The sequence below is a fragment of the Sphingomonas sp. Leaf37 genome (assembly GCF_920939475.1).
Lineage (GTDB): Bacteria > Pseudomonadota > Alphaproteobacteria > Sphingomonadales > Sphingomonadaceae > Sphingomonas.
In genome coordinates this window covers 126,205-143,176 of the sequence record NZ_CAKLAX010000002.1, presented here as the reverse complement: position 1 = coordinate 143,176, position 16,972 = coordinate 126,205, and the positions used below count along the sequence as shown (strand labels likewise).

Annotated in this window: 15 protein-coding genes; 1 reads left to right on the top strand and 14 read right to left on the bottom strand. The window is 67.9% G+C overall.

Translation table 11 applies throughout. From position 1 onward, the window contains the following. Window positions 1-133: 133 nt before the first annotated feature. The 12 genes from gspN to LRA87_RS05845 all read right to left on the bottom strand — a co-directional run bounded on the left by gspN (window position 134) and on the right by LRA87_RS05845 (window position 11,462). Window positions 134-847 carry a type II secretion system protein N gene (gene gspN / locus LRA87_RS05900; protein ID WP_230630048.1) on the bottom strand — a complete coding sequence of 238 codons (714 nt, stop codon included), beginning with the start codon at window positions 845-847 and terminating at the stop codon, window positions 134-136. Beyond that, a complete protein-coding gene (gspM, locus tag LRA87_RS05895; RefSeq protein WP_230630046.1) occupies window positions 844-1,314 on the bottom strand; it encodes a type II secretion system protein GspM in 471 nt (156 codons plus the stop codon). Before gspM ends, gspN begins: the two co-directional genes overlap by 4 nt. Beyond that, window positions 1,311-2,396, bottom strand: coding sequence for a type II secretion system protein GspL (gene gspL / locus LRA87_RS05890; protein WP_230630044.1), 1,086 nt, complete (start codon window positions 2,394-2,396; stop codon window positions 1,311-1,313). Before gspL ends, gspM begins: the two co-directional genes overlap by 4 nt. Next, a complete protein-coding gene (gene gspK / locus LRA87_RS05885) occupies window positions 2,393-3,373 on the bottom strand; it encodes a type II secretion system minor pseudopilin GspK (RefSeq protein ID WP_230630042.1) in 981 nt (326 codons plus the stop codon). The genes gspL and gspK overlap by 4 nt, the downstream gene beginning before the upstream one ends. After that, window positions 3,363-4,046 (bottom strand): type II secretion system minor pseudopilin GspJ, encoded by a 684-nt coding sequence (gene gspJ, locus LRA87_RS05880; protein ID WP_268934828.1) that lies wholly within the window; start codon window positions 4,044-4,046, stop codon window positions 3,363-3,365. Before gspJ ends, gspK begins: the two co-directional genes overlap by 11 nt. After that, the gene (gene gspI / locus LRA87_RS05875) at window positions 4,043-4,441 is read right to left on the bottom strand and encodes a type II secretion system minor pseudopilin GspI (RefSeq protein WP_443024841.1); all 399 of its coding nucleotides are present in this window, start codon (window positions 4,439-4,441) and stop codon (window positions 4,043-4,045) included. Before gspI ends, gspJ begins: the two co-directional genes overlap by 4 nt. Before the next feature lie 59 nt (window positions 4,442-4,500). Beyond that, entirely contained in the window at window positions 4,501-4,950 is a 450-nt protein-coding gene (locus tag LRA87_RS05870) for a GspH/FimT family pseudopilin (protein ID WP_230630036.1), read from the bottom strand. A gap of 2 nt (window positions 4,951-4,952) precedes the next feature. Beyond that, the gene (gene gspG / locus LRA87_RS05865) at window positions 4,953-5,393 is read right to left on the bottom strand and encodes a type II secretion system major pseudopilin GspG (protein WP_230630034.1); all 441 of its coding nucleotides are present in this window, start codon (window positions 5,391-5,393) and stop codon (window positions 4,953-4,955) included. 8 nt (window positions 5,394-5,401) lie between these two features. Further along, a complete protein-coding gene (gene gspF / locus LRA87_RS05860) occupies window positions 5,402-6,625 on the bottom strand; it encodes a type II secretion system inner membrane protein GspF (protein ID WP_230630032.1) in 1,224 nt (407 codons plus the stop codon). 65 nt (window positions 6,626-6,690) lie between these two features. Beyond that, window positions 6,691-8,265, bottom strand: coding sequence for a GspE/PulE family protein (locus tag LRA87_RS05855; protein ID WP_268934826.1), 1,575 nt, complete (start codon window positions 8,263-8,265; stop codon window positions 6,691-6,693). Window positions 8,266-8,401: 136 nt separating this feature from the next. After that, window positions 8,402-10,618 carry a type II secretion system secretin GspD gene (gspD, locus tag LRA87_RS05850; RefSeq protein WP_230630030.1) on the bottom strand — a complete coding sequence of 739 codons (2,217 nt, stop codon included), beginning with the start codon at window positions 10,616-10,618 and terminating at the stop codon, window positions 8,402-8,404. 10 nt (window positions 10,619-10,628) lie between these two features. Next, window positions 10,629-11,462, bottom strand: a complete 834-nt coding sequence (locus LRA87_RS05845; protein WP_230630028.1) for a type II secretion system protein N — start codon at window positions 11,460-11,462, stop codon at window positions 10,629-10,631. Window positions 11,463-11,591: 129 nt separating this feature from the next. Here LRA87_RS05845 and LRA87_RS05840 point away from each other — a divergent pair, with 129 nt between their 5' ends. Further along, window positions 11,592-12,248 (top strand): prolyl hydroxylase family protein, encoded by a 657-nt coding sequence (locus tag LRA87_RS05840; RefSeq protein WP_230630026.1) that lies wholly within the window; start codon window positions 11,592-11,594, stop codon window positions 12,246-12,248. 158 nt (window positions 12,249-12,406) lie between these two features. On the opposite strand, the gene LRA87_RS05835 is transcribed toward LRA87_RS05840, so the two are convergent. Further along, complete coding sequence (locus LRA87_RS05835; protein ID WP_230630024.1) at window positions 12,407-15,241, bottom strand: TonB-dependent receptor domain-containing protein; 2,835 nt, start codon at window positions 15,239-15,241, stop codon at window positions 12,407-12,409. A gap of 103 nt (window positions 15,242-15,344) precedes the next feature. After that, complete coding sequence (locus tag LRA87_RS05830; RefSeq protein ID WP_230630022.1) at window positions 15,345-16,958, bottom strand: hypothetical protein; 1,614 nt, start codon at window positions 16,956-16,958, stop codon at window positions 15,345-15,347. Window positions 16,959-16,972: the final 14 nt, after the last annotated feature.

Sequence of the window (16,972 nt, the reverse complement as noted above, 5' to 3'; positions counted from 1 at the left end):
AGGCGAATGCGTTTTTGGTGGATGATGCGCGCGATACTGGCCTCGTCCGTCCGCAGCGACGCCCATCCCCCTCCGCGAGAGCCGCAGCGGATGCTGACCGGCGACCGCGTCGGGGCATGTCCGCCGCACTCGGCTAGAACCGTCCCTCGATCGACAGGCGGTAACCGCCCTCGCCGGCGACGAAGCCCGCACCTGCGAGGCGCTGCGCGGCGGCGGGGTCGGCGGGCGCGATGCGGAGCGCGGCGGTGTAACGGCCGCCGCCGGTAATCCGCAACTCGATGCTTTCGGCGCCGGCTTGGCTGGCGAGCGGCAGCAGCAATGCTCCACCATCGCAACGCGCGATTCCGGAGAGTTCGGCCGGCAGTGCGATGCCCGCCGCCTCGCCGACCAGTCTCGCGCGAACGCGCCCCTCTGCCTGCTCGCAGGTATCATCGTTGAAGTGAACGGTGACGTTTTCGAGCGCGAGCTCCGTCACCGGCAGCGGCGCGAAGGCACGCCCGGTCGGTAGCGTCGCGGTCATGTCATCGACACCCTGCCCGTGCCGGCTCACGGTGATCGCGCCGTGCAACAGGCCAGGATCGCCGTCGAGTGTGATGCGCGCGCGGCCGATCAGCAGGGCGAAGGGCGAGACGCTGGCGTTGAGCGAGCCGAGGGCCAAGTCGCCGAAGCGGGCTTCGTTGAGCCGGCCGGCCCAGATGCTGCCCGACACGGTGCGGGCACTGAACCCCTGATCGCCCAGTCCGGCCCAGCCGAGCACCAGCCGCATCGGCAGGAACAGGAACAAGGCCGCGAGCATCAGCCCGCCGAACAGCGCGGCGGGTCCGGTGGCGAGACGGATGCGCCTCATGCCGCGCGTGCTCGAACGACGAAATCGGCGGCGACGCTGCCATCCGCATTGTCGCGCCAGGCCGCCGATTCGACCAGGATGCCGTTGGCTTCGAGGCTGCCGAACCAGCGGCCGAGCGCGGCGGGCCTGCCGGCCGCGATGGTGGCATGGACACGGCCGCCGGCGCTGTCCTCGACACTGGCCAACGCAAAGCCGGCAGCCTCGGCGCGCAGGCGCAGGGTGTCGGCAAGGCTGCCGGTCAGCGGCACGCGGCGACCTGCGGCGCGGATCAGGTCGACCTCCGCCTGCGTCGCACCTAGGCGGACGACCGCGTCGGCATGGCGCTCACGCGCGCTCGACAGGCCGTCGCGGACAGGCAGGATGAGGCCGCCCCAGACGATCGTCACCGCCAGCAGGGCGAGCATGACGAGGATCAGGCGGCGTTCGCGCAAGGCCCGACCGGCGAACCAGATGCGGATGCTGGTCATGGTCGGTCCACCGTCATCTCGCCCGTAACCCTTCCGTTGGCGGACTGGAACGTGCCGGCGGTGACGGTGAAGCCCGCCACCTCCAGCGTGCGCTTGAGGTCGGTCGGCAGCGATTCGCGCGCCGCGCCGACGCCGATCCGCAAGGCGCCGTTCGACTGGAAATCGAGGCTGGTCAGTTCGGTGCCGGGCGTCGATCGCACCGCAGCATAGACGGCCGCGACCGTCGTGCTGAAGCCTAGGCCGGGACCGCGGACCCCCGACAGACGCTCGTCGAGCTGGCGGTCGACGTCGGTCACCGTCTCGCCCCGTGCCAGACCGGTGCGGCCGAGCGCCTCGGCCCGCGCCTCCAGCGCGTCGGCACCGAAGCTGTATTTCGCGATGCGGACGAGGTCGATCGCCAACGTCACCGCGAGGATTGCGGCGCCGAGCAGGGCGAGCCGGCGGATCAACGCCCAGTCGATGCCGATACGGCGACGCCGCGCGAACGGCCCCTGACGCAGGTCGAGCGGCGGGGTCGTGGCCGCGCTGGCGACCGCTTCGTCGAGCGCCGCACGGTCGGGCACCAGGACGGGAGAATCGCCGATGATGAAGTCGGTCAGCCGGGCCTCGTCGGTGAAGCCGGTAGAGCGGCTGCGGACCAGCGCCTCGCCGGCGATCATGCCGCGGATATAGCCTTCGTCGGGACGGGGCAGCAGCAGCGCGGCGGGAATCATGGCGACCGGATCGATCCCGTGCACGGCAAGTTCGGCGAGCCAGCCGGCCATCGCACCCATACCGACCACGGCGATCGGGCGTTCGCCCTTCCCTTCGTCCCCGACCGCCACGTGCAGTTCGCCGATCGGCGTCGCGCTGGCATCCGCCACCAGCAGGCGGGCGGCGGCAAGCGCCTGCGCAGGCGAACGTACCGGCAGATCGGCCCAGTGCAGCGTCACCGCGTCGGCGGGGGCGACGGCGACGATCGCCTCGTCGGCGAGCGCGGGCAGCCCTTCGCCTTCGTTGATCGCGCCGCCGCCATCACCATCGCCGGTGCGCAGCCAGCGATAGCCTTGGGTGGCGGAGGGCAGGAACAGGAGCGTCGTCATGATTCGTCGCCCCATTGCCGCGCCACGAGCCGCGCGGGAAGCCGGCTTGCGTCGATCAATGCTCTTTCCTGCAATCGGCTGGCACCGTTGGTGACGTCGATTCCGAGCGCGAACCATTTCGAGGTGATCGCAAGACCGGCGCCGCCTTCGGGTGTCGCACCGTTGCCGGCGGCGTTGAGGAAGGCGCTGGTGCTGCCATAGCCCTGCGGCGGTCGGCGCAGGATCATGCCGCGCGCAGCCTCGACCGACAGCGTATCGGCGAACAGCATCGCGACCAGCGGCGCCTGTTCGGGTGTCAGCGTGTTGATGTTGATCGACGACGTTTCGGCGATCGGCAGCGTACAGACCCATGGGCGCAGCATGGCGTAGATCTCCGGCGTCACGCCGTCGACGGCGCGCAATTCGCTTGGGTCTGACATCAGCACCCCGGCCGTACGATAGGGCGTCGCCTTTGCGAGATAGGTCGGGTCCTCCGCGCCGCCGCCCTGCTGGTCCTGATCGGTGTCGATCCAGTCGGCAGCCGCGGGGGCGATGCGCTCCGCGACCTGTGCGGGGATACCGGTCAGGCGCATCAGGCGGACGAACTGCAACCGCTGCATGACGCTTTGCGTCGACGTGTAGACATTCGGCGCCTGACGGCTGACGAGGCTATTGAGATTGAAGCAATTCCCGCCATCGGTAACGCGCGCCACGGCAAGGCCGCCGCTCGGTAGCGGCAGGCCGTAGGGCCGGTTGCTCCAGCCGCCGGCCAGCGTGACGCGGTCGCGGCTGGTGCCGAGCATGTCCGTCACCTTGCTGGTGGCGAGCGCTTCGGCCGCACGGGCGTAGTCGCGGGCCTGCTCGCCGCCCAGCGCATTGCCAGCGAGGCGGGTGGTGAGGCGCAGGCGCTCGAGCGCCGTGCCGGCGAGGACGGCGATCATCGCCACCAGCAATAGGACGGTGAGCAGCGCGGCGCCGCGTTCGCGCTCAGGCGGCATCGGGCGTCGCCGTGGCAGTGGGCTGCGGGCCGGGCTGACCGGGTGGTGGCGCCGGGCTGTAACCCGAGCCGACCAGCAGCATCAGGCGATAGGCGCTGCCGTCGGTGCGGTGGAGCACGACCTCCGCAGCCTGCGGCAGGGCCGCCCCCTGCGTGCCGTCCCAGCGATCGCTCCACGCACCCTTGTAGCGGTAGCGGGCGGAAACACTGACGACCTTCTCCAGCAACGTGACGGGCGCGAGCGGTGCGGCGCCGTCGATCATCGGATAGGCGATGCGGATCAGCGCGGCATCCTGAATGACGTAGGCGACCTTTTGTGCGCTGGCGCGGGGCGCAGCGTCGACGTTCGCCCAGCCGGTACGGACGAAGCGCATCCGCCCGTCGGGTTCGCCTGTAAAGGCGGGAAGGACGGTGCCGCCCTCGTCGCGGGCCGGGCGGTCGATCGCTTGCCCGAGATCTCCGGACAGGAGCGCGGTCGTGCGATTGAGCGCGGAAATGTCGTCGAAGCGTTTACCGGTGGCGGTCTGTGCTCGGACGCTGAAGGTCAGGATCGCCACGCCCGCAGCGGCAAGCATGCCGAAGATCATCAGCGCGATCATGACCTCGACGAGGGTGAAGCCGCATTCGCCATGTCGGGCTGCACGCGACGCCCGTGTTCCCGGACGCGATCTCACTGCGGCGTGTCCGCAGGACGGATGGCCACGGTCCTGCCGACGATCTGCCCGGCGGGATTGGTCACCGCCACGTCGATGCGGACGATGCTGGCGTTGCCGGTGGCGCGCACGTTGCGCACCCAGTTCCAGGCGCGGCCGCCGTTGACCTCGCTGCCTGCGGTGCGGCCGGCGACGGGAGGCTGCGCCTCGGTGATGGCGTCGTTGGCGACGTTCCTCGCGACGAGGCCGGCGATCAGACTATCGTCCAGCGTCGTCGCGCCGCGGATCGTAGCCGTCTCGAGGCGGAGCAGTGCGAGTACGGCGAGGCTGAACACCGCGAGCGCGACCATGATCTCGATGAGGGTGAAGCCGCTTGTGCTCCTGCGGACCCGGGACCCCGGATTCCCGGACAACACGGGTCGGCCTGCCCGGGTCTGGATTCCTGGACCCGCAGGAACACGGGAGAACACTGTCATCAGCTCGCCACCCGGACCGTGCCGTCGGCGGCCATGTCGATCACTGCGCGCGCGCCGCTGCGGGTCAGCGTCACCTGCGCTTCCCGATCCGCCAGGCCGGTGGGGTCGAAGACGATGCGCAGGCGGCCGCTGGCCTCGCCGGTGACGGCCTGCGTGCCCTCGGTCCATCGCTCCACGCGCAGCGGCTTCTCGGCCATCGCGGTCCACTGTCCCGCGGCGCGACGATCGAAACCATAGCCGCCCGCGGTCACCCAGACGCTGACCGGGCGTGCCTCGACGATCGCGGCATCGTGCGCGGCACGGGCGCGCAAGGCGAAGCGGGCGGCTTCGTCTGCCACCCGGCCGCGCGGATCCGGCATGTTCCACACCGCCACGGCCGCCGCGAGGCCGATGATGGTGACGACCACCATCAGCTCGATCAGCGTAAATCCGTTGCGGCGGGGACGCATGGCTATTCCCAGCTGGTGATATCGGCGTTGACGCCTTCGCCGCCATCCTTGCCGTCGGCGCCGAGGCTCCAGACATCGGCCTCGCCGTGCTGACCGGGCGAGGCGTAGAGATAGGCGCGGCCCCAGGGGTCGGGCGGCAGCTTCTTGATATAGCCGCCGCGCTGATATTCCGCCGCATTGACGCCGGCGGGCGCGGTGACGAGCGCCTGCAATCCCTGCGACGTGGTCGGATAGCTGTTCATCTGGAGGCGGTACATCTCCAGCGCACCCTCGATGGTGCTGATGTCCGACTTCGCCTTGGTGATCTTGCCCTTGTCGCCGGCGGGCAGCACGTTGAACGTGACGATCGCGGCGAGCAGGCCGATGATGACGATGACGACCATCAGCTCGACGAGGGTAAAGCCCTCCTCGTTCTTCCGGCGTTTCTGAGGCTGTTTACGCATGAAGGTCCTTACTGGCCTGCCAGCGTGTTGAGCTGGAGGATGGGGAGCAGGATCGATAGCACGATGGTGGCGACGATGCCGCCCATCACGACGATGATTGCGGGTTCAAGCAGCGACAAAGCGGTCGCGGTGAAGCGGTCGAATTCGCGTTCGAGATAATCCGCGGCGCGTTCCAGCATCTCGTCGAGCCTGCCCGCCGCCTCTCCGCTCGCCGCCAGATAGGTGAGCAGCGGCGGGAAGACGTTGGTACGGCGCATCGCCGCGGACAGACTGCCGCCGCCGCGGATCGCCTCGACGATCTCGTCCGACGCGGCGCGCAGGCGACGATTGTGGATCGTGCTGGCAGTCAGCGCGAGCCCTTCCAGCAAGGGCAGTCGGCTGGCGATCATCGTGCTGAGCGTGCGCGACATACGCGCGGCGTGGAGATCGCGGAACAGCCGCCCGAGCAACGGCATGCGCAGCAGCGCGGTATCGAACGACAGGCGGAGGGCGGGGTCACGGAGTGCGTACCAGCCCCCTGCCCCGGCCAACGCGATCACCAGCACCATCACCCACCAATATCCGACGAGCAGATCGGACAAGCCGATCACGACGCGGGTGAGCAGCGGCAATTCCTGTCCGACGGTGTCGAACTGCTCGACCACCTGCGGCACGACGAACATCATCAGCGCGGTGACAACGCCCAATGCTACGACCGCGAGGATCGTCGGATAGGCGAGCGCGGTGATCAGCTTGCCACGGATTTCCGCCTGCCGCTCAAGCAGCGCGGCGAGGCGGTCGAGGATCGTCGGCAGGCTGCCCGAGCTCTCGCCCGCCGAAACCATCGCGCGGTACAGCGGTGGGAAGCTCTTCGGCTCGCGCGCCATCGAATCGGCGAGGCGACGCCCTTCGACGACGCCAGCGTGGACCTGGCTGACGATCGCGCGGACGCTGTCCTGTTCGGTCTGGCGAGTGATGGTACGGAGCGATTCCTCCAGCGGCGAGACACGGTTGAGCGTGGCGAGCTGGCGGGTGAACAGCGTGAGCTGCTTGTTGCTCATCTTGGCGCGACCAAGCTTGATGCCGAACAGCGGACGGCTGGTCGCGGCCGGCGGCGAGCCGGGGTCGAGGCGGACGACGTAGAGCTTGCGCTTGTCGAGGTTCGCGCGCGCGGCGTCGATCGTCGCGGCGGCGACATGCCCGCGCTGCTCCTGCCCGCGGGTATCGATGGCGAGATAGTCGAAGTCAGCCATGGATGAACCGCGTCACCCTCACCCTTCCCTCTCCCGTCGGGAGAGGCGGCGAAGGGTGAGGTTGACTACACATCCGGCACCTCGTCCACCACCGGATCGGTCGCATCGCGGCGGCTCACGCGGATCGCTTCTTCCGGCGTCGTCAGCCCTTTACGCACCAGCGTTTCCGCCGCCTGCGCGAGGTTCGGCGTCCGCGCGAAAGCATGCGCGGCGATCGCCGTCTCGTCGGCACCATCGTTGATGAAGCGACGGATCGTGTCGTCCACCCGCACCGCCTCGAACACGCCGATCCGCCCCTTGAAGCCGGTATGGTTGCACTCGCTGCACCCCACCGCCTCATACACCTCAACACCGGGTTCGATGCCGAGCAGCCCGCCGCCACTCTCCGAGGGCACCGCGCGGCGGCAGGTCTGGCACAGGCGGCGAACCAGCCGCTGGGCGATCACCGCGCGCAACGTCGAGGCGAGCAGGAACGGCTCGACCTTCATGTCGCGCATGCGGGTGATCGCCCCGATCGCATCGTTGGTGTGAACCGTCGACAGCACGAGGTGACCGGTCAACGACGCCTGCACCGCGATCTCCGCCGTCTCGCGGTCGCGGATTTCGCCGACCATGACGACGTCGGGGTCCTGGCGCAGGATCGCCCGGAGACCGGCTGCAAAGGTCAGGCCGACCTTCGGATTGACCTGCGTCTGGCCGACGCCCTCGACGGCGTACTCGACCGGGTCTTCAACGGTCAGGATGTTGCGGCTGCCGTCGTTCAGCAGGCGAAGCGCGCCGTAGAGCGACGTCGTCTTGCCCGATCCGGTCGGACCGGTGACGAGCAGGATGCCGTTGGGCTCGGCGAGCGCGCCCCGCAGCAGCGCGTACATGCCCGCGTCCATCCCCAATGCGTCGAGGTCGATCCCGGCATTGTCCTTGTCGAGGATACGCAGCACGACCCGCTCGCCCGCCCGGCTGGGCAGCGTCGAGACACGGACGTCGAGCAGCTTGCCGCCGAGGGTCAAGCCCATGCGGCCATCCTGCGGCACGCGGCGCTCGGCGATGTCGAGGCGGGCCATGACCTTGATGCGGCTCACCACCACCGGCGCGACATGCGGCGGCATGCGCAGCGTTTCGCGCAGGACGCCGTCGATGCGCATGCGGACGATGAGGCCGGTCTCGTACGGTTCGATATGGATGTCCGACACGCCGTTGCGCGCTGCGTCGGCGATGATGCCGTTGATGAGGCGGATCGCTGGCGCGTCGTCGGCGGTATCGAGCAAATCCTCGGCGGTCGGCAGCCCTTCGGCCAGGCTGTCGAGTTCGTCGCCCATCCCGACGGCGGCAAGCGCATTGGCCTGCCCGTCCATCGCATAATTATCGGAGAGCAGGCGGTCGAATGCCGGCGCCTCGACGATCGCGATGTCGAACGGACGGGCGAGGTAGCGGCGGATTTCCAGCAACGCCTTGGGGTCGGCGCCGGCACGCATCGCCACCGTCAGATGCGTATCGGTGTCGGTATGCTGGACCACGACGCCGTGCTTCCGCGCGAAGGCATAGGGTATGGCGAGCATCGGCAACGGTTCCGGTACGGGTGCAGCCGGAGTTTCGATCAGCAGCGTTTCGGTGTCGGTCTCGGAGCCGTGGCGGATGATCATGCCCCGCCCTCCCCAACAACCGTCATCCCGGCGAAAGCCGGGACCCACGGACGCGCGTGGCTGGTGGCGCGGGCCATCGCTGCGTTCATCCCCGCCATGGGTCCCGCCGTCCACCGGGATGACGAAGGAGCGTTCCTCACCGGTCCCTCGGGCGAATGACCTTCGTCGTGTTCGTCTGGATCGGCACGGCAATGCGCGGGTCCTCGATGTTGCCGGGGATCGGTGCCGACGGAATCGGCGGAGCGGCACCCATGTAATCGCGGACCAGCTGGTCGATCGACGGCTCTTCGTTGGGCGATTGCAGCCCCTGTTGCAGGCGGATGTAGCCGTAACGCTGTTCCGCCAGCTTGCGGCTGTCGGCGGCGCTGCGCAGGATCGTCGGGCGAATAAAGATCATCAAATTGGTCTTGTTGCGCGATTTCGCCTTCGACTTGAACAAGTTGCCGAGGATCGGGATATCGCCGAGCAGCGGAATCTTCTCGATCGTGCGACGCTCCTCGTCGCTGAGCAGGCCGCCCATCACCGCGATCTGGCCCTCGTCGACGGTCAGCGTCGTCTCGATCTCGCGCTTGTTGAGGATCAGGTCGCTGTTGTCGCTCGACACCGGCCCGGCGATCGAGCTGACCTCCAGGCGCAGATTGAGCTTCACCGTGCCGGACGAATTGACCTGCGGCCGCGCCGTCAGTTCGATACCGACGTTCTCGCGCTGGGTGGTGCGGAAGGTGTTGTCGAAGTTGTTCGACAGCGCCTGCCCGGTGGTGATCGGGATTTCCTGTCCGACCAGGCTATGCGCCTCCTGATTGTCGACCGTCACCAGATGCGGGACCTGGAGCAGGTTCGACGTCGTGTCGCTTTTCACCGCATTGATGATCGCGCCGAAGATGAAGTCGCCGATCTGGCCACCGAAGCCGCCGAACCCGCCCGAGGACCCGATGATCGAGCTGATCGCCGACTGGGTCAGCTGGTCCGACGCATTGTTGGTCGTCACCGTCGTGGTGACGCCGTTGGCGATCGTCGTCGTGGTGTTGCGGCCGAGTTCACGCGCGCCGATCGCGCCGGCGATCTGAAGGATGTTCGGCGCGCTGTTCGAGAAGGTCGAGGCCGCGAACGCCCCGCCCGACGGGTTGGCGAGGATGAATTGCGCGCCGAGCCGGTTGACCGTCGCGTCGGAGACTTCGGCGACGATTCCCTCGATCAAAACCTGTTCGCGACGGGTATCGAGCTGGCGGACGACATCGGAGAGTTGCCGCTGAACGTCTGCGGGGGCGGCGATGACGATCGCGTTGGCGCCCTGAAAACGGGTGACGACGGCCGCGGTGCGCCCGCCCTGCGTCGTGATCGCCGGCTGGCCCGTACCACTGGCGCCGCCGCCGCCGCTCTGCTGGACGGGCGCTTGCGGCGCCTGCCGCTGCTGCTGGTTGTTCGCTCCGCCGCCGGTGCTGCTGCCGAAGCCGGTCTGGGTGCGCGACAGCTGGACGTCCTGCACCGCGTCCGGCTGTTGCCCGACGAGTTGCTGGAGCACGGGCAGCAATTGCGCGGCGTCGGCATTCTCGAGGAAGACGACGCGGATTTCGGTGCCGTTCTTCGCCTTCTGATCGAGGTCCTGCGCGACGCTGACGAGGCGGGATACGCTGGCCGCATCGCCGCGGATGATGACGGAATTGCTGCTGTCGACTGCGGTGACGGTGGTGCCGACACCGCCGGGGCCGCCACCGCCCTGCCCGCCCGGTGCGCCGGTGGTAAGGCCCTGCAACGCAGCCGCGATCTCCTTGGCGCTCGCATTCTTCAGCGCGACGACGCGGGTCGAGGCGTTGTCGGCATCGACGCGGCGCAGCACCTCGCGGATACGGCGGATGTTGTCGGCGAAATCGACGATGACGAGTGCGTTCGATCCGCGATTGGCACTGACCGAGCCTTGGGCGCTGACCAGCGGGCGCACCGTCTCGATCGCCTGCGTCGCGTCGATCGCGCGCAAACGCACGATTTCGGTGACGAAGCTGTTGCGGCTCGCCCCCGCCGATCCGACACGGCTGGGCTGCGAGGCGGCATTGTCGATCGGCTGGATGCGGAACGCACCATTGCCGGTCGGCACCGCGACCAGGCCGTTGGCACGCATCGTCGACAGAAACGCCTCGAAATATTCCGACCGGCTGAGCGGCCGGTCCGTGACGACGGTCACCTTCCCCTGCACGCGCGAATCGATGATGAAGGTGCGGCCCGTTACCCGCGCGGCATCGGCGATGAAGGCGCGGATGTCGGCATCGCGGACGTTGAGCGTCGTCTGGGCGATCGCCGCCATCGGCAACGCCAGAGCGGCGGTCGACAGCAACAGGGCGGGAAACAGCGTCTTCATGGATTATGGGTCATTTCGGGGCTGCGATCGTGATGGCGAGCGCCAGCGTCTGCGTGCCGCGCTCTACGGTTATGGGAATGTTGCCGCCACCCGCGAAATCGGCGGTGACGCGGTCGAGGTCCTGCGGGCCGGTAACGGGCCGACCGCCGATCGCGGTGACGACATCGCCTTCGCGCAGGCCGGCGGTACGAAACAGGTTGCCGGTGCCCTGCGGCCGGACGACGAGGCCCGAGATGCGACCGCCGTCGATGCGCGGGATGAAGCCGATTTCGTTGCGGATCTGGTTGGCGGCGATCGGCGGCACGGCGGGCTGGCCGACGACCGGGGGTGCGCCGGGCGCCGGCACCGGCGCTTGCCCCGGCTGGGGTGCGTCGGACTGTACCAGGAACAGGTCTTCCGACGTACCGCCGCGATCGATCGTGATATGGTCGAAGGCGACCGCCTTCAGACGCACGCCGGGCTGGATTTCCTCGCCGACGCCGACGCTCTTCTGGACATTGTCGGCCCCCGCGACGATCGCCGAACCGCGGCCCGAGGCTTCGTCGACCCGGATGCCGAACAGCGTGAGCTGGAGCGAGGTGACGGTGGCGGGCCCCTGAGCCTGCGCGCCGAGCCGGAAGAAGGGATCGAACCCCGCCAGCACGTCATAGGGGCGCCCCGGTACGCTGATCTCCGCCGGACGCCAGTCGCCCAGCGGCGACACCGGCGTGACCAGCGTCCACAGCAACCGCGCGCTCTGCGTCGCCAGCCCCGCGATCAGGAGCAGCTCGGCCAGCGAATAGACGTTCACGACGGGCAGGCGGCGCAGGATACGCCGCGTGCGCGCGTCGAGTTTCAAGCGCATGTGTCAGTCCCGTCCCGCACCTTTGCGCCTACGCATGCCATGTTACGCTTTTGCGTCAAAGGGGTGAGATGATCGGGGCGGACATCGACGGCTTCCCTCGGGCATCGGGACAGCGGTAGGACGGGCCTTATGGATCCCTCCCTTCCCCTCGGCAGCGGCCTCGATGCCGGACCGATCGTCGCACATCTGATGGCGCAGGCCGGCGTCCAGAAGGTGCCGAGCCCGAAGCTCGACCTGTTCGTCGCGCGCGGTTTCATCGGCCCGGACCTGTGCGCGGCGCTGATCGAGCGAATCGATGCCGTGCGCAGGCCCTCGACGATCGCCGACCCCAACGGCGATTCGGCATTTCGGACGAGCGAGACGGGCGACCTGTTCGCGGGCGATCCCGTCGTGCAGGCGGTGGAGCGCCGGCTGGCGATGTTCACCGGGCTCGACCCCGCGCACGGCGAGCCGTTGCAGGGGCAACGCTATGCCGTGGGTCAGGAGTTCAAGGGCCATACCGATTACTTCGAGCCGCACGGGGCGGACTATGCCACCTATTGCTCGACGGCAGGCAATCGCACGTGGACGGTGATGGTCTATCTGAACGCGCCGGAAGCAGGCGGCGCGACGCGCTTCAAGGCGGTGGACAAGATTGTCCAGCCCGAAACCGGCAAGCTGGTGGCGTGGAACAACCGGCGGGCGGACGGATCACTGAACGCTGCGACCTTGCATCAGGGGATGAAGGTGCGCGCGGGCGTCAAGTACGTGATCACAAAATGGTATCGAGAGCTGCCATGGGGGTGAGCCCCCCCCCAACTCCTCCCCCGCGAGGGGGAGGTGGCAGCGCGCCAGCGCTGACGGAGGGGGAGGTAAACGACGAACCCGATGGCGGAACACCCCCTCCCCGACGCCCTGCGGGCGCAGTCCCTCTCCCCGCGTCGCAAGGCAGGAATACGCCGAAATCAGAACGTAGCGCTCACCCCTAGGCTGAACACCCGGCCCAGATTGTACTTGTTGATGAACACCTCGTTGCCATTCGGGAACGTCTGGCTCTCGCGATACTTCGTCCGGGTCAGGTTGCGCGCCTCGGCCTTGATCTCGAACTTGCCGCCCATCAATTCGACGCCCTGACGCGCGACGAGGTCGAGGCGAATGCCGGGATGCTCGACGACGTCCGGCTGGAAACCCACGCCCGACAGGTTCGACGGGCCGCGATTGGTCACGCGATCGCTGGCGTAGTTGAACAGCATCGTGATCTGCGACAGCGAAGCGGTGTCCTCCAGCCCGATCTGTACGTTGACCAGATGGTCCGACTGGCCGGTCAACGGCGCGCCATCCCGGAACTGGAGCGCCGCCGGGCCGAAACCGGTGCGGCAGCCACCCAGCGTCTGGTTGAGCACGTTCGGCACGCATGATCCGTCGGCGGTGATGCTCGACTTTGTATAGGTGTAGTTCGCGACGAACAGCGCGCGGCGGGTCGAAAAGAAATCGCCACCGAGGACGTCGGCCAGCGGGAAATACTTCTGCAACTCGACCTCACCGCCGTACAGCGTCGCCTTCGGCAGGTTGGTGAAGCCCGTCTGCAAGCGGTCGTCGGCGCCGGTGTAGAAGCCGACCTGTTCGATCGGATTGTCGATCCGCTTGTAGAAGCCGGCAAGCGTAAAGCGCTGGTCGCGCTTGAAGAACCATTCGTAGCGCGCTTCGAGATTATACAGCTCGCTGTCCTGCAACAGCGGGTTGCCGAAGAACAGGCGATCCGAATCCGGATCGCGGAACTGCTGCGGCGCCAGCTCGCGGAACTGCGGACGCGAGATCGTCTTGGCCGCGCTGGCACGCAGCTGCATATCGGCCGCGAAATTCCAGGTCAGCGTCGCGGCAGGCAGCCAATAATCGTTCTTCAGGCGCGTCGTCGCGGTCTGCACCGGCGTCACCTTTTCGGTGCCGGTCTCGTAACGCAGGCCGATCACCGCGCGCAGGCCATCGAACGCCTCCGCTTCCGCCTGCGCATAACCGGCATGCACGTCGAGCGACGCGTCATAGGCATAGGCGCCAAGCGGCGTGCTGAACTGCAACTGGATCGTGCACGCGCCGGTCCCCTGCAACGGGCAGGCGTTGTTGAGCACGTCCGGGCTGAGCAAGTAATCGGGGCGCAGCAGATTGTACGGATAGCCCGGCGCGGTGCCGCCGCCCGCCGACGTCTGGTAATTGAACTGGAGGCGCGAGGACGAACGGTCGGTCCCCTGATAGAAATAGCCGGCGGACAACGTGATCGGACGGTCGCCGTCGATCTTGTACGATGCGTCCGCCTGACCGGTGAACAGGTCTTCGTTCAACTCGCTGAACACGATCGAGGCGAAGGGCGTGAAGCGCTGCGACACCTGATAGGCACCGTTGCACTGGAAGCCTTCCGCCTGCTGTCCGCCATCACTGGTGATCGGCAGACCGTTCGACGTCGTGGCCGAACACAGATAGTCGAACTGCCGCTCGTACGGCGCGTTGCGCTTCGAATTGGCGTAGGCGCCGCGGACGTCCACCTTCAGCGCGTCGGTCAGCTTGAATTCGCCGACCAGCTGGCTTTCGATCAGCTGGCGTTCGAACCAGTTGGTGTTCTGCTGGAAACGCAGGCCGCTGGCGTTGTTGTACAGCGTCGCCGCCGAACCGCGGCCCTGCTTCAGCGTGTCGTGGATATAGACGTTGGTCCAGCGCAGCGTGTTCTCGCCGAACTCCAGCCCGACGCCGATCAGCGCGTTCGCGACGATACGGTTGTCGGTCAGCAGCGTCCGGTAATCGTTGCGCAGCGTGCCGTCCGCCGACACCGTGTCCTGCTGGATCGCCGAGCGGGTGCGGAAGGTGTTGCTGGCGCTGACCGAGGCGATCACGCCGAGCCGCGACGAACCGAGATCGTAAACCGAACCGCCGCTGATCTCGCCCGACCAGTTCGCCGGCAGCTGGTTGTTGCGCTGGAGCAACGTCGTCGAGGCGTTGGACAGCTGCGCGACCTGCGCGGCGGGGATGATGCCGGTGCCGGTCGGTGCGTTCCTGATGAACGACGGCACCTTGCGCGTGCCGTCGTCGAAGCCGATCCAGTCGGCATCGCCGCCGGCATAGGTGTAGCCGAGCTCGCTGGTCGTCGCGTCATCCGCCGAGATGGTGCCGCCGATCGACACGAAGTTCTTGTCCGGGATCGCCTTGGTCGTCAGGTTGATGACGCCGCCGCCGAACTCGCCGGGGTAGTTCACCGAATACGTCTTCTGCACCAGCGCCGATCCGACGATCGTGGTCGGGAAGATGTCGAGCGGCACCGACCGGCGCAGCGGCTCCGGGCTCGGCAACGGCGATCCGTTGAGCAGCGACGACGAATAGCGATCGCCGAGGCCGCGGACGTAGACGAAGCCGCCGCCGACCACCGACAGGCCGGTGACGCGGGTCAGTGCGCCGGCGATGTCGCCTTCGCCCGTGCGCGCGATGTCGGCGGTCGACAGGACGGAGACGATCTGCGCCGTGGAGCGCACCGCGTTGGGAATGTTGCGCCCGACGACGACGATGTCCTCGAGACCCTCCGCGCCGGGAGCCGAGACTTCCACCGGCGCCTCGGCCTGCTGATCGGTCGAGGTCGGGGCCGCCGCTTGCGGATCGGTCGCACCGCCGGGGCTGGACGTCGCGGGTGTCGAGGTCTGCGCGGGCGGCGGGCTGGCCGGTGCCGGCGCGGCGGTGCCACCGGCCTGCGCAAGGACGGCTGGCGCCACGAGGGTGGAGGACATCAGAAGAAGGGTGGCGAAAGCGAGCCGCTGCGGCATGACCGTCAATCCCGGATCAAGAAGCTATTATAAAGGTATCCGGGGCGGCGTCGCCGCCACCCCGGACCCGATGCCGTGAGAGGGGGCAGGTCGCCCCCCGTCATCAGCGGCCCTGGCAGGCGAAGTAGACCGAGTTGAACGACGGCGGGCCGAAGTCCTGCAGCGCGGAGTCCGCCGGGCGGACGGTCGAGCGGCCGCCGCTGGTCTGTTCGCCGGCGATCAGGTTGACGCAGGCCACGGTGTTCACCGACTTCACCACACCGTTGACGAAGCGCATGTCCGAACCGCCACGCTGGCGGATCGCGGCGGGCGCCAGCGCGGTCTGGATGAAGGTGAAGTTGGCGTAGGTCGAGAACGTGCGCGGCAGCAGATCCTCGGCATTGTTCGAGTCGATTTCGGTCGAGAAGCTGTCCGGCGTCGCGCCCAGCGTCCGCTGCGCCGCGATCATGAACTGCATGAAACCGCGATAGCCGTTGTCGATGTCGAACCCGTCGTCGTCGGCGCCGGTCACGGCGATGTACTTGATGTTGGTGTTGCCGCCGAAGATCTCGATGCCGTCATCCGCCGAATTGTGGCTCTGGATGTGATCGAGCACGGTGCCCGAACCGGTGCCGCCCAGCGTCAGGCCCTGCAATTCGTTGCCATCGCTGATCGCGATGCCCGAATAGCGGATCTGGACGTAGGACATCTGCCCGCTCGAATCCGCCGCCGTCGGCCCGCCGTAGAAGCGGCCAGTGACGCCCTCGATGGCCTGCTGGCAGGTGGTCGAGCTGCCCGCTGCGTTGTTCGGGCCGGTGCCCGCAGCGCAGACGCCGACCGGTGCACGGCCGAGCAGGATGATCCCGCCCCACTGGCCCTGCGTCGCGTCCGACACGCCGTTGCTGGCGAGGTTCTGCTGCGAGGTGAAGACGATCGGATTGTCGCGATTGCCCACCGCGTTGATCTTCGACCCGCGGTTGACCAGCAGCAGGTCGTTGGTCGGCTCCGACGAATCGGCGGCGACAACGACGCCCGGCTCGATCGTCAGCGTCACGCCGGCCGCGCCGGTGGTGCCGAGGTCGGTGCCGACTTCAGTCTGGCCGCGCAGGCGATAATAGACGCCGGCGATCTTCGGCAGCGTCAGGTTGGTGGTGATGTTCTGCGGGATCAGACAGCCCTGAAAGCCGCCGACGACATCGCTGGCGGTCGTGCCGGTCGGGCAGACCGACGCGGCGACACGCGCGCCGACGTTCGGCACCGCGGTGCAGCGCGCGCCCGAACCGCCGAATTCGGCCGAGGTCGAATTGCAGGTCCAGCCCTGGAAGCTGGTGTCGCTCGGACCGTTCAGCGCGCCGACGAAGTTGGTGCTCGTGAAGAAGCTGTTGATCGACGACGGATCGGTTGCCGTCGTCAGCGATGCGGCCGCGACCGGATAGACGCCGTTGATCGTCGAACCGATGCCGCTGACATTGTTGTTGGTGCCGGCATTGACGATCGCGAGCTGTTCGTCGGGTGTGATCGTGATCGAATTGACCGTCGTCGCGGCGGCGAACTGCGCCGCAGTGATCGCGCTGGGGGTCGGTGTCGGTGCGGTCGGCGTCGGCGTTACGATCGGCTGTACGATCGTAACGCTGCCTGCGCCCGGCGATGCGACACTGTCTGCGCCGCCGCAACCGGCCAGCGCGAGGCAGGCCGTGGAGGCCATGAGGAATTGGCCGATGCGCGTGTTGCTCACCATGATCGAAAGCTCCC

Bases quoted from the DNA above. Each gene is read 5' to 3' on its own strand.
- gspN (WP_230630048.1), bottom strand. From the start codon at position 847: ATGAGGCGCATCCGTCTCGCCACCGGACCCGCCGCGCTGTTCGGCGGG.
- gspM (WP_230630046.1), bottom strand. From the start codon at position 1,314: ATGACCAGCATCCGCATCTGGTTCGCCGGTCGGGCCTTGCGCGAACGC.
- gspL (WP_230630044.1), bottom strand. From the start codon at position 2,396: ATGACGACGCTCCTGTTCCTGCCCTCCGCCACCCAAGGCTATCGCTGG.
- gspK (WP_230630042.1), bottom strand. From the start codon at position 3,373: ATGCCGCCTGAGCGCGAACGCGGCGCCGCGCTGCTCACCGTCCTATTG.
- LRA87_RS05870 (WP_230630036.1), bottom strand. From the start codon at position 4,950: ATGCGTCCCCGCCGCAACGGATTTACGCTGATCGAGCTGATGGTGGTC.
- gspG (WP_230630034.1), bottom strand. From the start codon at position 5,393: ATGCGTAAACAGCCTCAGAAACGCCGGAAGAACGAGGAGGGCTTTACC.
- gspF (WP_230630032.1), bottom strand. From the start codon at position 6,625: ATGGCTGACTTCGACTATCTCGCCATCGATACCCGCGGGCAGGAGCAG.
- LRA87_RS05855 (WP_268934826.1), bottom strand. From the start codon at position 8,265: ATGATCATCCGCCACGGCTCCGAGACCGACACCGAAACGCTGCTGATC.
- gspD (WP_230630030.1), bottom strand. From the start codon at position 10,618: ATGAAGACGCTGTTTCCCGCCCTGTTGCTGTCGACCGCCGCTCTGGCG.
- LRA87_RS05845 (WP_230630028.1), bottom strand. From the start codon at position 11,462: ATGCGCTTGAAACTCGACGCGCGCACGCGGCGTATCCTGCGCCGCCTG.
- LRA87_RS05840 (WP_230630026.1), top strand. From the start codon at position 11,592: ATGGATCCCTCCCTTCCCCTCGGCAGCGGCCTCGATGCCGGACCGATC.
- LRA87_RS05835 (WP_230630024.1), bottom strand. From the start codon at position 15,241: ATGCCGCAGCGGCTCGCTTTCGCCACCCTTCTTCTGATGTCCTCCACC.
- LRA87_RS05830 (WP_230630022.1), bottom strand. From the start codon at position 16,958: ATGGTGAGCAACACGCGCATCGGCCAATTCCTCATGGCCTCCACGGCC.